This is a genomic window from Actinomadura sp. KC345 (genome assembly GCF_004348515.1).
Taxonomy (GTDB): domain Bacteria; phylum Actinomycetota; class Actinomycetes; order Streptosporangiales; family Streptosporangiaceae; genus Spirillospora.
Genome location: NZ_SMKH01000036.1, coordinates 24,065 through 38,954, shown reverse-complemented (window position 1 = coordinate 38,954; position 14,890 = coordinate 24,065). Strand labels below are relative to the sequence as shown.

Genomic DNA, 14,890 nt, shown 5'->3' with positions numbered 1-14,890 from the left:
GCGCTGTCGGCCCTCCGCGACTACTTCGCCGGCGACCTGAAGGACTTCGAGGTCCCGATCGACTGGCGGCTCACCTCCGACGTCCAGCGGCAGGTGCTCGCGACGCTGTACGGCGGCGTCCCGTACGGCGAGGTCATCACCTACGGCGACCTCGGCGACCGAAGCGGCACCGGCGTCCACGCGCAGGGCATCGGCCAGGTGATGGGCGCCAACCCGATCCCCTTGATCGTTCCCTGCCACCGCGTCGTCGCCTCGAACGGCCTGGGCGGCTACAGCGGCGGCTCCGGCGTCGAGGTGAAGCGCTGGCTCCTCACCCTGGAAGGCGCCCTCCCCGCCACCCTCGACTGGGACATCGCCCAGGGCCCGTGAGAGCGCCGGGCCGCGCGCTCGGCCCGATCGGGAACTTACCTACTCGTAGTCGGGAAACGTAGGATGGGGGCGTGCCGAGGATCAGTGAGGCGACCGTCGCCGAGCACCGGGCGCGGCAGTTGCGGACGCTGCTCGACGCCGCGCGGGCGCTGGTGGCCGAGGAGGGCATCGAGGCGCTGTCGCTCGCGGCGCTGGCGCGACGGGTCGGGTTGTCGCGGCCGAGCCTGTACGAGTACTTCCGGTCGAAGGACGACCTGGTCGCGGCGATCGTCGAGGCGGAACTGCCCCGGTGGGCGTCGCTCGTCGAGGAGGCCCTCGCCGGCCCCGCCGACCTGGACGGCAAGGTCGAGGCGTACATCCGGGTCCAGCTCGGGGTCATGACGGACGGGCGGCACGCCGCCGCGGTCGCGCTGGCCGAGCACGCGCTGGCGGAACCGGCCCTTGAGCGGATCCGGGCGGGGCACGCGATGCTGCTGCGTCCGCTCGTCGGCGCGCTGGAGGACGCGGGCGTCGCCGAGGCGGCGGTGCGGGCCGAGCTGATCCAGGGGCTGGTCGACGCGGCCGCGCGGCTCGCGGAGCGGGCGCCGGCCCAGGCCGAGGGCGTCGTCGCGGCGACGCTGGCGCAGGCCACCCGGGGGCTTCGCTAGGGCGCGGCGGCCGCGTAGGTGACGCCGGTGAGGGTCTCGGAGACCTCCCAGAGGCGTTCGGCCTGCTCGGGCTTGTTCGCCTGCGGGGGCGTGACCACCTCGGTCGGGGCGCCGCGGTACTGGAGCAGGCGGGGGCCGTAGCAGGCGCCTCCGTGCACGTCCGGGGCCGTGGCGGCGTAGAGGGACGGCAGGGCGCCCGCCGCGGCGGACTGCGCCACCACGGCGTTGCCCATGCCGGCGGCCTTCTCCAGGAGCGTGCTGCCCTGCATCCTGGGGCCGGTCTGCTGGAGGTTGGTGGCCGCGTAGCCGGGGTGGGCGGCGACGCTGGTCGGCTCGGGGAAGCGGCGGTCGAGTTCCTTGGCGAAGAGCAGGTTGGCGAGTTTGGCCTGGGCGTAGGCGCTCCACTTGCGGTACCCGCGTTCGCTCTGGAGGTCGTCGAAGTTCAGGCGGCCGGACCAGGCGAACCCCGAGGTGACCGTGACCACGCGGGCGGACGGGGTGGAGCGCAGCGCGGGCAGCAGCAGGCCGGTGAGGGCGAAGTGCCCGAGATGGTTGGTGCCGAACTGCATCTCGAAGCCGTCGGCGGTGCGCCGGCTCGGGATGGCCATGACCCCGGCGTTGTTGACCAGGATGTCGAGGGCCGCGTCGCCGTGCCGTTCCGCGAACGTCCGCACGGACGACAGGTCGGCGAGGTCCAGGGAGCCGAGCACCAGGTCGGCGTCCGGCGCGGCGGCCCTGACGCGGTCGAAGGCCGCCTGGCCGCGCTCGGCGCTGCGGCAGGCCAGCACGACGGACGCGCCGCGCCGGGCGAGCTGGAGCGCGGTGTGGTACCCGATCCCGCTGTTGGCGCCGGTGACGATCGCCCGCCGGCCGTGCAGATCGGGGATGTTCCCGGTCGTCCATCCGCGCATGGGGCCACCTCCACGTCATATCGCGACTTCAAAAACTAGACGTGTTCTCGAATAGGGGACAACCGGTTCGGGATGTGGCGCAATTCACAGCCGTCGGACGCGCCCTCCGGCGTCCGGAGGGCGCGTCCGAGCCTCAGGCGGGGAGATGCTTCTCGATCGCGGCGACGACCTCGTCGGCCTCGGGCTCGGCCTGCGGCGCGAAGCGCGCCGCGACCGTGCCGTCGGGGGCGATCAGGAACTTCTCGAAGTTCCAGCGGATGTCGCCGGTGTGGCCCTCGGCGTCGGGCGAGCCGACCAGGCCCTGGTAGAGCGCGTGCCGGCCGTCCCCGTTGACCTCGACCTTTTCGGTCATCGGGAACGTGACGCCGTAGGTCGCCGAGCAGAACTCCGCGATCTCGCCGGCGGCGCCGGGCTCCTGACCCATGAACTGGTTGCAGGGGACGCCGAGCACGGTGAAGCCGCGTCCCGCGTACCGCTCCTGCAGCCGCTCCAGGCCGGAGTACTGCGGGGTGAGGCCGCACTTGGAGGCGACGTTGACAATGAGCACGGCCTTGCCCCGGTACTGGCCGAGGTCGGCGGATCCGCCGAGCAGGCCGTCGATCTCTACGTCGAAGACAGACATGGTGCCGATACTAGGAGATCACCCCTGGTGACCGGCCATGCCCTCGTCCCAACTCTTCCCGCCGCCGCCCCGGGACCCGGTCCAGGGACGGCGGCGCGACCTCACGTCCCCAACGCGTTCACGAAGGCCGCAAGCTGGTTGCCCGCCTCGCCGAGCTGGCTGAAGGCGTTGTTGACCACGTTGGCCGCGTCCGTGGGTGAGCTCAACAAGTAGAAGATGACGAACGCGATCGCCACATAGCGGAGGTTCTTCTTCATCCGTACGCCGTCCCTGGTTGTAGCGCAGCGACACAACTGACCCGATCCAATTGTGCCCAGGCGCGTCTGCCCGCAAAGCGCGATTTTACTGTGACGCCGAGGCAACCGCTTGGTGACCGCGCGCGAAGATGCCCCGTACCGCCGGAGGTACGGGGCCAGGGAGCCGTCCGTCAGCTCGGGATGGCGCTCATGAACTGGGACAACGACTCGGCGGCGGTGCCGAGTCCGCTCAGGGCGTTGTTGACCAGACCCGCCGCGCCCTCGGGCCTGCTGATGACGTACCACACACCGAAGGCGATGCCGGCGATCTTCATATGCTTCTTGTTCACTTCAACCACCCTCTGCGGTCAGACGACTACGGAGAGTGTTTCCCAGTCCCGGCCCGACAGAGATCAAAGGCACGCAAAGAGACGGTCAGGTCCCGTTGGCGTGCTCGGCGAGGTAGTCGATGTAGAGGGGGCGGAGCGCGTCCGCCATCTCCCCCTCCCCCGCGTGCGTGAACTCCTCCAGCAGCGCCAGGCCGTGGAGAAGGTCGAACTCCGCGCGGCCGACCTCGCCCAGGGAGGCGGCCGCCGGGGGGATCGCGCGCAGCAGGTCCCACAGGAAGCCGACGTCGCGCCGCTCCCTCGCCAGGCTCATCGCCCGCTCGTACAGCTCCTTGGACGACAGCTCGTCCAGTCCGGCGGCTCCGCCGGGCGTCGCTTCGGACATGCCCTGACTCTAACCGGGCCGGAGCGGGCCAGTCCCGCTCACTTCTTCTCGACGACGTCCGGCGGGATCTCCTTGTCCTGCTTGAGCGCGTCGAAGAGCCTGGTCGCCTTGTCCTTGTCCCAGGTGATGTACGAGCCGGCCGCGGCCGAGCTGCCGCTGCCGCCGATCGGGACGGTGGTCGACACGCCGTCGCCGCCGCTGACGCCCTTCATCGCCCACATCATGCGCATGAGGTGGTGCAGGTGGTCGCCCTCGTCCACCAGGAAGTTGCTGGTGGCGTTCTTCGCCAGCGGGATGCTCTTGAACGGGTTGATGATCGTCCCCGGGCTCGCCGCCTTCTTCATCAGCGCGCCGAAGAACTGCTGCTGGTTCTCGACCCGTTCGAGGTCGGCGCGGGCGAACTTGCGGGTCCGCACGTACCCGAGCGCGTCACCGCCGTTGAGGGTCTGGCAGCCGGCCTTGAGGTCGAGGCCCGCCTTGGGGTCCTTGATGTCTTCCTTGACGCACATGTCCACCCCGCCGAGGGCGTCCACGATGCCGACGAAGCCACCGAAGCCGATCTCGGCGTAGTGGTCGAGGTGGACGCCGGTGGCCTCCTCCACGGTCCGGGCGAGCAGCTTGGGCCCGCCGAACGCGAACGCCGCGTTCAGCTTGTTGCGGCCCTTGCCCGGGATCGGGACGTAGGAGTCGCGCGGAAGGCTGATGAGGGACGTCCCGCCGGACCCGTAGTGCAGGAGCATCATCGAGTCGGTGCGGCGCCCGGCGGCGAAACCCGTCCTGAGCTCCTTCTGCTCGGCCTTCGACAGGCCCTCGCGGCTGTCGGAGCCGACGATCAGCCAGTTCGTCCCCGGGGTGTCGGCGACCCGGCCGGGGTAGTCCTCCAGCACGGCCTCGCGCTTCAGCCGGGAGTCCAGGTAGAAGTAGCCGCCGACGATGACCAGCAGCAGGACGAGCAGGACGGCGCCGAACACCCGCCCCGTCCGGCGGCGCCGCCGCCGCCTGGGCGGGGGCCCGCCGTAGGGGTCGCCCTGGTCGTAGCCGCCTCCACCGCGAAGCTGGTCGCCCGCGTACGGGTCGCCGTACGGGTCCCCGTACGGCTCGCGCCCGTAGGCGGGCTGGTGGTGCTCCGCCGGGACGGAGCCGTGCCTGCTACGAGCCACGCGGTCGCCCTCCTTGCGTGTCCAGCCTTCCGGCCAGCCGTCACTCATGCCGTAGACCTTAGACTTCCCGAGCGTCCGCCGCGTCCTTCTCGTGCATGATTGTCCACCGCTACAAATCACCGCTCCATGTGACATGGGAAGCGGAACCCCTCGCCCTCAGGTCGCACGCCGCCGTTGGCGGGCGGTACGCGCGGAGGCGGCGCATCGGCGCAGGACGGCGTTTCCACAGACGGTTCACGCTCCGCGCTAGAGGTAGGCGCCGAAGCCGATGCCGCCGCGCTCGGGCGGCGGGGCGTCGGGGAGGTCCTCGGAGCGCAGCGTCCCCACCTCGGCGGCGTCGACGCCGGCGCCCTCGCCGTCCTCCGCGGTGATGCGCCGCGCCTGCCGGGAGATCGCCGCCTCCAGCAGGTTGCGGACGAGCCGGGCGTTGCCGAACGAGGAGCCCCGCGGCTGCGCGGCGACCAGCCGGCGCACGGGGTCCAGGGTCCCGGACGCGAGCGCGAACCCGGCCTCCGCCGCCATGGACTCGAAGATCGTGACGAGCTCGTCGTCCGAGTAGTCCGGGAAGCGCAGGACCTTCGGGAACCGCGACCGCAGCCCCGGGTTGGCCTGGAGGAACTCCTCCATCTCGGCGTCGTAGCCGGCGACGATGACCACCAGGTCGCCGCGGTGCTCCTCCATCAGCCGCAGCAGTTCGGCGATCGCCTCGTGGCCGAAGTCGCGCCGGTCGCCGCCCGAGGACGTCAGCGCGTACGCCTCGTCCACGAACAGCACGCCGCCGAGGGCGCGCTCGACCGCGCCGCGGACCCGCGGCGCGGTCTGCCCGACGAACTCGGCGACGAGGTCGGCGCGGGTGACCTCCACCAGGTGCCCGGACGACAGCAGCCCCAGCCGCGCGTACACGGCGGCGATCAGCCGGGCGATCGTCGTCTTGGCGGTGCCCGGGTTGCCCATGAAGACCATGTGCCGGGACGGCGGCGCCGGGGCGAGCTTGGCGTCGCGCCGCAGCTGCTCGGCGCGGACCTCGGCCACCAGGGAGGAGACCTCCCGCTTGATGTGGGCCAGCCCGATCAGCCGGTCGATCTCGGCGAGCGGGTCGCCGGGCACGTCGTCGCGGCCGCGGCTGAGGGTGTCGGGGACGTCCTCCAGGAGGATCTCGTCCAGGGACTCGGTCTCGTCCACGATGCCGTCGGCCAGGACGCGCCGGCCCTGCATCGCGACCGCCCGGTCCAGCAGGTTGATCATGGCGCGGGCGTTGCCGAACCCGCGCTCGCGCGGCGCCGCCTCGGCCAGTGCCCGGACCTTGTCCAGGACGCCGTCCGCCAGCGCGAACCCCGAGTCGGCGGCCTTGGCCGCGAAGACCTCCACCAGCTCGTCCTCGGCGAGGTCGGGGAACCGGACGGTGCGGGGGAAGAACGCGGCAAGGTCGGGGCGGGACTTCAGCAGGCCGTTCAGCTCCGCCTCCGGCCCGGTCAGCACGACGACGAGGTCCTCGGTGTGCGCCTGCAGGCCGGTGAGGAGGACGTCCAGGACCTCGCGTCCCCGGGCGGCGTCGGCGGCGGGCGACACCAGGGCGTGCGCGTCACGGACGACCAGGACGCCGCCGTGCGCCTGCTCCACGGCCCGGCGGACCCGCAGGACGCTCTCGCTCGCGTACTCGCCGAGCAGGTCGGCGCGCTCGACCTCGACCAGATGCCCGGACGTCAGCACCCCGAGGTCGGCGTAGAGACGGCCCAGGATGCCCGCCACCTTGCTCTTCCCGGTACCGGGGTTCCCGATGAACACCAGGTGCCGGGGCCGCGCCCTCGCGGTCATGCCGGCCTCGCGGCGCAGCCGCGCCGCCTTGGCCTCGGCGACCAGCGCGTCCACCTCGCGCTTGGCGGGCTCGATGCCGGCGCACGCGGCCAGCTCGGCGAGCGGGTCGGTGCCGGCGGAGCGGCCCGGGATGAGGCGCTGCGGCACGTCCGCCGCCGTCACCTCCGGGGGGCCGGCCTGCGCGGCGGCGCCCTGGTCCTCGTCCGCCTCGTCCGCAGCGCGCCGGGCGGCCGCGGCGACCGCCTCGGCGGCCAGGTGCTCCACCAGCCGCGCGCCGCGCAGGTTCAGCAGCGGAGGGGTCCGGCGGAGCATGGCGGCCGCGGCGGCGGCCACGCCCGGTTCGACGCGGGCGCCGCGCCTCGCGACCGCCAGCGTGAACAGCTCGGCGAAGTCCTCCTCGCCGAAGTCGCGGGTGCGGGCCACGTCGAACGCCCGGACGAGCGCCGGGTTGGCGTCGAACAGCCGCCGGTCCCCGCCGGGGCGGCACAGCGCGACGACGCTGAGGGACGGAGAGCGGGCCATGAGGCGCCGGAGCTCCTCCACGGCCGCGGCGCCGCACCGCTCGTGCGCGGCGAGCTTCTCAAGGTCGTCCACCACGAGGAGCATCCGCGCCTCCAGGCAGTCGCGGACGCGGGCCTGCAGCCAGAGGACGGCGTCGCTCACCCCCAGCGACGCGAACACCTGGTCCGATATCCACATGGCCTCGCGGACCGCGCCGCCCTCGGCCAGCCCGCGCTCCACCGCCTCCGCGGCGGTCCCCTTGCCGGTGCCCTCCGGGCCGGCGATGAGCAGCCGGACGGGACGCTCCCCCGCCAGCCGCGCGGCCACCGCGTCCTGGAGCACCCGGGACAGTTCCGGCTGCCCGACCAGCACCTCCCCGGCGACCGCGTCGTGCCGGGGGCGCCGCTCGCCCGGCTCGGCGGCCTCGCCGCCCTTGCCGCCCGCGAGCGAGGCGCCGAGCGTGTTGAGGACCCGCCGCGCGGTGAACAGGCGCCGGAGGTCGGTCTGGAACGCGCGCACGGGCACGCGGCTTCCGCGCGGGCTCAGCGGCGGGTCCGGAAGCCCTTGCGCCGCGCCCGTGACGCGCATGGCCATGTCGAGCCAGGCACGGGACGCGTCCGCCTCCCCCGCCACCAGCCCCCGCGCCAGCCAGGCCCGCACGTCGAGCTGCCACGCCTCGGCCGAGAAGCCCTCCCTCGCCGCGCGGAACCGCTCCTCCAGGTTCTCGTAGCGCACCGTGCCCAGCACCACCGCCAGCTCCGCGGGGACGACGGAGACCCCGGCCGCCAGGAGCAGCCGGGCGAGCGCGACGTCAGGCTCGTCTCCGTCCGCGACGGCTCCCGCCAGCCGCTCGTGCGCGGCGTCCAGTCCCGCGCACGCCCACCCCAGGTATCCGACCGGCCCCGCCAGCTCGGGCAGGACGGCCAGTTCCTCATCGGTCACCTCGGACGCCCACAGGTCGTCCAGCCGCCCGATGGGGACGCTCATGTCCTGCTCGCGCAGCCCGGGGTCGGCGGCGCGCTTGTCGAACAGGTCCATCAGGGCCCGCCGCCGCCGCTCCACCGGCTCCAGGCCCTCGAAGACGTCCAGCCCCGCACGCGCCAGCTCGAACATCACCGTCCGCCGCTCACGGTCGTCGCCGGCGGGCTCGGGCAGCCACAGGCCCGGCGGACGCCACCGCCCGCTCTGCGTGAAACAGGCCAGCGGATCCCGGACGGCCGACTCGGGCTTGGCGAGGAACGCCGACAGCAGCTCGTAGTCCACGTCTCCCCGCGACCCGCCGCGGACCGCCGACGCGCCGAGCAGGAACGTCAGCAGCGACCACTGCTCGGCGCCCGCCGCGCTGGTGTCGCCGCCGTAGAAGTCGCTGAGCTGCCGCGTCAGCACCACCGCCCGCGGATCCCGGTTGTACTCCAGGGTCCGTTCCCGCAACTCCTCGTACAGCCCGTCGGGCACGCGCCAGGGACCGTACGCGTACACGTCCAGTACCGGCTCCTCGGTGAGCAGCACTTCAAGGTGATCCGGGAGTTTCACTGCGGTGCCCTTGGCGTCAGGCGCTGGAGCGCCCTCCTTCGGCGGGAACCGCGGTGCGACCGCCGCATCGCTCCGGCGATCAGGTTTCCCGCAGGCTCGAAACCTGCCTTCGGACGCGATCGCGGTTGTTCGGGTCGGTGCGGGGTGGCGGTGCCGGCTGAGGTCGTCACGATCGTCAGTTCTACCGCAGTGCGGTCACAATGGAAGGGGGGTGGGACGTTTGGGGGCTCGGCCGTCGCCGGTGGAGCGGCCGGTGGCGCGGCGGCCTATCCACGGCAGGAGGTACGTGCGGGCCCAGCGGACGTCCTCGCGCCGCGAGGTGAGCCAGTCGGCCCGGTCCAGCGGCGGCCAGGGCTCGCGCCAGTCGCCGCCGGTGGGAAGGCCGATGGCCTCGGCGACGAGGAGGGTCATGCGGCGGTGCCCCTCCGGCGAGAGGTGGAGGCGGTCCTCGTACCAGGCACGGGGGTCGTCGAACACGCGCAGGGGCCACAGGTCGACGACGGTGCAGCCGCGGCGGTCGGCGATGGCGCGCAGGTGCATGTTGTACGTGGCGGCCTTGCCGCGGATGCGGCCGCCGCTGCGCAGGCCGCGGGTGTCGAAGCCGGTGAAGACGACGACGCGCGACCCGGTGGCGCGCAGGCGGCGGACGGCGTCGTCGAACACGACCGCGAGCGCGTCGGGGTCGGCCCCCGGGCGGATCATGTCGTTGCCGCCGGCGCACAGCGTCACGAGGTCGGGCCCCAGCTCGACGGCGCGCGGGACCTGCTCCTCGACGATCTGCCGGGCGAGCTTGCCGCGGACGGCGAGGTTGGCGTAGTGCAGCCCCGAGTGCCGCTCGGCGAGGAGTTCCGCCAGCCGGTCGGCCCAGCCGCGGAAGCGGTCCTCCTCGCCGGGGTAGGGGTCGTTCAGTCCCTCGGTGAAGCTGTCGCCGAGGGCCACGTACGTCCGGATCCGCTCCAATTCGCTCATCGCAACCCCCATTTCCGGTTCATGGTCGATCACGAAGATAATCATGCATCGTGCACACGACCTACGCGACCGTAGCCCGCTCCGGAACCGGGGGGAAGGCCCGGGTCAGGTCCAGCTCGGCGAGGCGGTTCCGACCTGGCCGCCGGACGCGGCGGGCGGCGCGGAGGCGCCCGCGGGCGGTGCGGCCTGCATCGACATCGCGTGCTGGACGAGGGTGATCAGCACCTGCTTGGTGGACTCGCGGCTCCGCGCGTCGCACTGGACGATCGGCACGTGCGCGCTGATCGACAGGGCGTCGCGGATGTCCTCCACCGCGTACTGGAACTCGCCGTGGAACCCGTTGACGCCCACCACGAACGGCAGGCCGAGCTCCTCGAAGTAGTCCACCGCGGCGAAGCAGTCCTCCAGCCGGCGGGTGTCGACCAGCACGACGGCGCCGATCGCGCCGCGGACGAGGTCGTCCCACATGAACCAGAAGCGATGCTGGCCGGGCGTGCCGAACAGGTACAGGATCAGCTCGCTGTCGAGCGACACGCGCCCGAAGTCCATCGCGACCGTGGTGGTCGTCTTGTCGGGCACGGCCGACAGGTCGTCCACGTCGGCGCTGGCGGCCGTCATCACCGCCTCGGTGGTGAGCGGCATGATCTCCGAGACCGACCCGACGAAGGTGGTCTTGCCGACGCCGAACCCGCCGCCGACGACGATCTTGACCGAGGTCAGCTCGGCCTCTCCGCCGTGCGGCCCCGGGGCCGGAACCTGGTCAGAGCTTCCGAAGGCCACTGAGCACCCTTTCTAGCAAGCGGAGGTCCGGCTGTCCGCCGGCGGTGGTGGCGGGCTGGGACTGGTGGAGCCGCAGCAGCCCTTCGACGGCCATGTCGGCGACGAGCACCCGCGCCACGCCGAGCGGCAGGCGCAGCAGGGCCGAGACCTCGGCCACCGAACGGGCCGAGCGGCACAGGTCCATGATCGCCCGGTACTCGGGCGTCAGGACGGCCACGTCCCGGGGCGGGTACGGCGCCGCGGTGACCAGCGCCTCGATCGCCAGGTCGTAGCGGGGCTTGGTCCTCCCCCCGGTCACCGCGTACGGGCGCACCAGCGAGCTGGCGTCGCCCTCGCCGCGCTCGGGCGGGCGCGCCGGGGCCGGGGCCCGCCCCTGGTCACCCGGCCAGCGCCCGGGACCCCCGGGACTGCCTCCGAAGCTGCCTCGATCCATGTCGCCGACCTCCGTCAGAGTCAGTCACGGTCTAATAGCGGGCGGGGCCGGCACCCATCTCCGTCACCGGAGGACCCGAGTACGGAGGCTGTCCCTGCTCCTGGGCGCGCAGCGCGGGCGTCAGCACCCGGCCGACGCGCTCGACCAGCAGCGTCATCTCGTACGCGACGAGCCCGAGGTCGCAGTCGGGCGCGGCCAGCACCGCGAACACCGACCCGTTCGTGATGGACATCACGAACAGCAGGCCCCGGTCCATCTCGACGACGGTCTGGTTCACCCCGCCCGCGTCGAAGATCTTCGCCGCGCCCTGGGTCAGGCTCATCAGGCCCGAGGCGATCGCGGAGAGCTGGTCCGCGCGCTCGGGCGGGAAGCCCGCCGAGTACGCCATCGGCAATCCGTCCGAGGAGACCACGACGGCGTGCGCGACCTTCGCGACACGGTCCGCGAAGTTCGTCACCAACCAGTTGAGATCCTGCCCGCTCACCGGGTGCCTCCTGTCTCGCCGTCACCCTGTGACGGCGCCTCACCTGACGTGCCTGCACCGCGGGCCTCGTGGCGTCCCCGATGGACGCCCCGCTGAAGGCTCGCGAAACGGTTGCGTACAACATCGGCCGTCTGGCCGAATCCCTGCTGACCCTCTGTGTGCTGGCCTTGTCCGTGCCCGCCCGGTGCCGGCGGAGCCTGGCCCTGCGCCGGACCGGCCGCCTGCGCGTTCCCCGCCGGGGCGGCCGCACGGCCGACCGCCCCCGGGACCCTGTTCTTTCCGGGTACCCGCTTGGGCAGCCCGACGCTGGTGCGCGACGTCGCGACGGGCTCACGGGCGGCCTCGGCGGCGCGGAACCCCGCGTCCGCCGGGGACTCCCAGCCGCGCACCGGATCCTCCCCGGACCCGTCTCCCGACCTCCGCATGAACCACTCCGATTGCATCGCGTCGAAGATGGGCGAACGCTCGGGTCCCCGCGGCGGCGCCTTCTGCTCGGGCGGAGCCTGCGCCGGCGGGGCCTGGGGCGCCCGCATGGCCGGTTCGGGGACAGGGTTCGCGGCCTCCTGCGGCGCGTGCGGCGAGGACATCGCGCCGGGTCGGGAAGGTTCCTGCGCGGGTATCTCGCCGGTCTCCCACTGGGAGCGGCCGAGCCGTGGCCGGCCGCCGGCCGGTGAACCGTCCCCGTAGGGATCCTGCCCCTGCCCGGTGTTCCCGCCGACCTGCTCCAGCGGTCCCGTCCCCCAGGGGATCTGCCGTCCGGCGCCCGGATCGGGCACCATCGGCTGGGCCTCCGGGACGACGGACTGCGGGCCGCTCTGGTGGTAGGCGCCGTTGGCGGATCCGCCGTCCTGCCGGCGCTCGTTGCGCGGCTGGAAGAGGCCGTTGGGCATGCCTTCGTCGGCGGGGCGTCCCGGCAGCTGCGCGCCCGGCCGGCGGACCGGCAGCTCGCCCGGCCTGCGCGGCGGCTGGCGGTCCCCGGGCTGGTACGGATCGTCCACGGGGGGACGCCGGTCTCCCGGCGGCCCCTGCTCGCCGTGCGGAACGGCCGGCTGCGGGCCGGTGCCGGGCACCGCGGCGTGCGCGCCCGTGCCGGCGGCCGGGATCGGGCCGGTCTCGTTCATCGCCGGCTGCGGGCCGGTGCCGCCGCGCAGGGGGCGCAGCGGCCCGGTGCCGGAGCCCCCGACCATCGGGTGGGACCCCGTCCCCCCGCCCATCGGCGCGACCGCGGGCCCGCCGGGCGGCTGCGCCGCGGGCCCGTAGTCGTCCTGCCGGAACGCGCCGCCGCCGATGGCGGGCGGCTCGGCGGCGGTGGTGAGCGCGGCGAGCTGCTGGCCCTCGGTCTCGCGGCCGCCGAACCCGCGGGCGCCGACGCCGTTGGTCTCGCCGGGGGTGATCACCGCGTCCGGCAGCACGACGAACGCGGTGAGGCCGCCGCCCTGGGCGGCGCGCAGCTCCACCCGGATGCCGTGCCGGACCGCGAGGCGGCCGACCACGAACAGGCCCATGCGGCGCGCCGCGGAGAAGTCGATGACGGGCGGGTTCGCCAGCCGCCAGTTGGCCTGCTCCAGCTCCTCCGCCGACATGCCGACGCCGTTGTCGGTGATCTGCAGCATCGAGCCGCCGCCGCTCAGCATCTGGCCGGATACGGTCACCTTGGTGTGCTCGGAGGAGAAGACCGTGGCGTTCTCCACCAGCTCGGCCAGGAGGTGGACGAGGTCGTTGACGACCGGGCCGGCGACGGTCATGTCGCCCTGAACCCGCAGCGCGACCCGTTCGTACTGCTCGACCTCGGACAGCGACGCGCGGACGACGTCGATGAGCGGGACGGCCTGGTTCCACCGGCGCGCCTGCTCCTGCCCGCCGAGGACGAGGAGGTTCTCGCAGTTGCGGCGCATGCGGGTGGCCAGGTGGTCCAGCCGGAACAGGTTTCCGAGCTGCTCCTCGTCGCGCTCGCTCTGCTCCAGCTCCTCGATCAGGCGCAGCTGGCGCTCGATCAGGGACTGGCTGCGGCGCGAGAGGTTGACGAACATCGCGTTGATGTTGCCACGCAGGACGGCCTCGTCGGCCGCCAGCCGGACCGCCTCGCGGTGGACCTCGTCGAAGGCCCGCGCGACCTGGCCGATCTCGTCGGTGGAGTCGATCTCGATCGGCTCGACCTCGATGCCTCCGGCGGCGGCCTCCGGATCGCGCAGCCGGTCGACCAGGCCCGGCAGCCGCGTGCCGGCCACCTCCAGCGCGCCGGACTGCAGCCGCAGCAGCGGCCGCACCAGCGAGCGGGCCACGACGATGACGGTCGCCAGGACGATCGCGAGGACGAGGAACAGCAGCGCCCCGTCGCGGAACGCGGTGGTCTGGGCGTCGGTCTTGGCGCGCGCGGTCGTCTCGGTGAGCCTGGCGGCGATGGCCTCCTCGACCTTCCGCAGCTTGTCGATCCGCTGGGTGGAGTCGGACGTCCAGCCGCGGGCGGTGCGGCTTCCGAGCCTGACCCGCAGATCCGGGGACGCGTCGGCGACGGCGAGCGTCTGCAGCCGGGTGATCTCCGCACGGTCCAGCTCGGGGCCGGCGACGGTGTCCTCGAAGATCCGCAGCTGAGCCGGCGTGGCCGACGCGCGGAACGACTCGATGCTGGTGTTCAGGTCCGCGCGGGCGTCGTCGACGGAGGTGCGGTCGAGGGGGAGGAACTGCCCCTCCCAGAGGGCCGCGCTGATGAGCGCCCGCTCGCGCGACGCGGCGTCCTTGGCGTCGGCGAGGTCGGCGAGGGCCAGCGCGCTCTGCGCGAGTTCGGGCGTGGGGGCGTCCTGGGAGACCAGCAGCTGGTAGTCGCTGAAGTCGTCGACGAACTCGCCGTACTTGTCGATGATCGGGCCGGGCGCGAGCCGCGCGGCCAGCGTCCGCAGCGCGGGCAGGTCCTCGACGCGGTCGAGGACGTTGCCGAGCGCCAGTTCCAGCCCGGGGGCGTCGGTCTGGACGCCGGCGGCGGCGTCCCGCACCTCGCCGGCGGCGCCGTCCACCGTCTGCTGGCGCGACTTGAGTTCGTCGTCCGGGACGGCGCGCGCACCGCCCGCGGCCCGCATCGCCATCGCGTCGCGTTCGTTCTCCACGTGATGCGCGAGCGCAGTCAGCTTCTCACCGAGAGTAGCCATTTCGTTGGTGCGGCTGTAGGCCTCGGCGTCGTCCATGGACACCTGGACGCGGTAGCCCGCAAGGAGTGCGGCCACGATCGTGGGCACCGCGATGAGGGCGAAAAGGCGCGTCCGCACACGCCAGTTGCGCAGCCTGAGCCGGCCTCCCAGGAAGCCTCGCTTGGGGGCGTCTTCGCTGGCAGACGGGCCTGGCTGAGGGGACTGCGGGGCCATCTCGGCCCCTTCGGCTTTCCGCACTGCCCTCCGCTACCTCTCACTGGGTCGATCGCTCGCGGCGCACAGTGACCCCGACGGAGATCCGGGTCGCGTCACCTGCCCGCACCACTGTGGGCAAGCGCGGAACATTGCAACACAGAGCAACCATCATGGCCAACCCGAATGATCACACAGGTCTGGACTTGTGATGCAGGAGATACGAATGTCACAGTTTGTTTATGAGTGTTCACATAAGTGCACGTAAAGCTAGCATCTCGCCCATGGCGCGCCCGCGGTGCGCTACGCTCCCGCCTCGTTGAAAGATCAGCTTTCAACCAGCTTCCCCCGCAAACTGGAGCG

Annotated in this window: 14 protein-coding genes; 2 read left to right on the top strand and 12 right to left on the bottom strand. The window is 73.0% G+C overall.

The window, feature by feature from the left end:
- Together E1281_RS09125 and E1281_RS09120 are read left to right on the top strand one after the other, a co-directional pair.
- Nucleotides 1–369: methylated-DNA--[protein]-cysteine S-methyltransferase (locus E1281_RS09125; RefSeq protein WP_131876832.1), on the top strand; the 369-nt coding region annotated here is incomplete at its 5' end.
- A 71-nt stretch (nt 370–440) separates the two neighbouring features.
- Entirely contained in the window at nt 441–1,016 is a 576-nt protein-coding gene (locus tag E1281_RS09120) for a TetR/AcrR family transcriptional regulator (RefSeq protein WP_131876831.1), read from the top strand.
- Here the strand turns inward: E1281_RS09120 and E1281_RS09115 are convergent.
- From E1281_RS09115 to E1281_RS09070, 12 genes are all read right to left on the bottom strand, one after another.
- Entirely contained in the window at nt 1,013–1,927 is a 915-nt protein-coding gene (locus E1281_RS09115) for an oxidoreductase (RefSeq protein ID WP_131876830.1), read from the bottom strand. The genes E1281_RS09120 and E1281_RS09115 overlap by 4 nt on opposite strands.
- 133 nt (nt 1,928–2,060) lie before the next feature.
- Nucleotides 2,061–2,549, bottom strand: a complete 489-nt coding sequence (locus E1281_RS09110; protein WP_131876829.1) for a glutathione peroxidase — start codon at nt 2,547–2,549, stop codon at nt 2,061–2,063.
- 101 nt (nt 2,550–2,650) lie between these two features.
- Nucleotides 2,651–2,806 carry a hypothetical protein gene (locus E1281_RS40095; protein WP_165958842.1) on the bottom strand — a complete coding sequence of 52 codons (156 nt, stop codon included), beginning with the start codon at nt 2,804–2,806 and terminating at the stop codon, nt 2,651–2,653.
- A 170-nt stretch (nt 2,807–2,976) separates the two neighbouring features.
- Complete coding sequence (locus E1281_RS40090; RefSeq protein WP_165958841.1) at nt 2,977–3,135, bottom strand: hypothetical protein; 159 nt, start codon at nt 3,133–3,135, stop codon at nt 2,977–2,979.
- An 85-nt stretch (nt 3,136–3,220) separates the two neighbouring features.
- A complete protein-coding gene (locus E1281_RS09105) occupies nt 3,221–3,517 on the bottom strand; it encodes a hypothetical protein (RefSeq protein ID WP_131876828.1) in 297 nt (98 codons plus the stop codon).
- 38 nt (nt 3,518–3,555) lie between these two features.
- Nucleotides 3,556–4,725, bottom strand: a complete 1,170-nt coding sequence (locus tag E1281_RS09100) for an LCP family protein (protein WP_131876827.1) — start codon at nt 4,723–4,725, stop codon at nt 3,556–3,558.
- Between the two features lie 198 nt (nt 4,726–4,923).
- Nucleotides 4,924–8,526, bottom strand: a complete 3,603-nt coding sequence (locus tag E1281_RS42550; protein ID WP_131876826.1) for an AAA family ATPase — start codon at nt 8,524–8,526, stop codon at nt 4,924–4,926.
- 195 nt (nt 8,527–8,721) lie between these two features.
- A complete protein-coding gene (locus E1281_RS09090) occupies nt 8,722–9,495 on the bottom strand; it encodes an SGNH/GDSL hydrolase family protein (RefSeq protein ID WP_131876825.1) in 774 nt (257 codons plus the stop codon).
- Between the two features lie 105 nt (nt 9,496–9,600).
- Nucleotides 9,601–10,215: an ATP/GTP-binding protein gene (locus E1281_RS09085; RefSeq protein WP_131876837.1), complete on the bottom strand. Its 615-nt coding sequence runs from the start codon at nt 10,213–10,215 to the stop codon at nt 9,601–9,603.
- A gap of 40 nt (nt 10,216–10,255) precedes the next feature.
- On the bottom strand, nt 10,256–10,708 hold the full coding sequence (locus E1281_RS09080) for a DUF742 domain-containing protein (protein WP_131876824.1): 453 nt from the start codon (nt 10,706–10,708) through the stop codon (nt 10,256–10,258).
- A gap of 31 nt (nt 10,709–10,739) precedes the next feature.
- A complete protein-coding gene (locus E1281_RS09075) occupies nt 10,740–11,192 on the bottom strand; it encodes a roadblock/LC7 domain-containing protein (protein ID WP_131876823.1) in 453 nt (150 codons plus the stop codon).
- On the bottom strand, nt 11,189–14,452 hold the full coding sequence (locus E1281_RS09070; protein ID WP_207943188.1) for a nitrate- and nitrite sensing domain-containing protein: 3,264 nt from the start codon (nt 14,450–14,452) through the stop codon (nt 11,189–11,191). Before E1281_RS09070 ends, E1281_RS09075 begins: the two co-directional genes overlap by 4 nt.
- Nucleotides 14,453–14,890 lie beyond the last annotated feature (438 nt).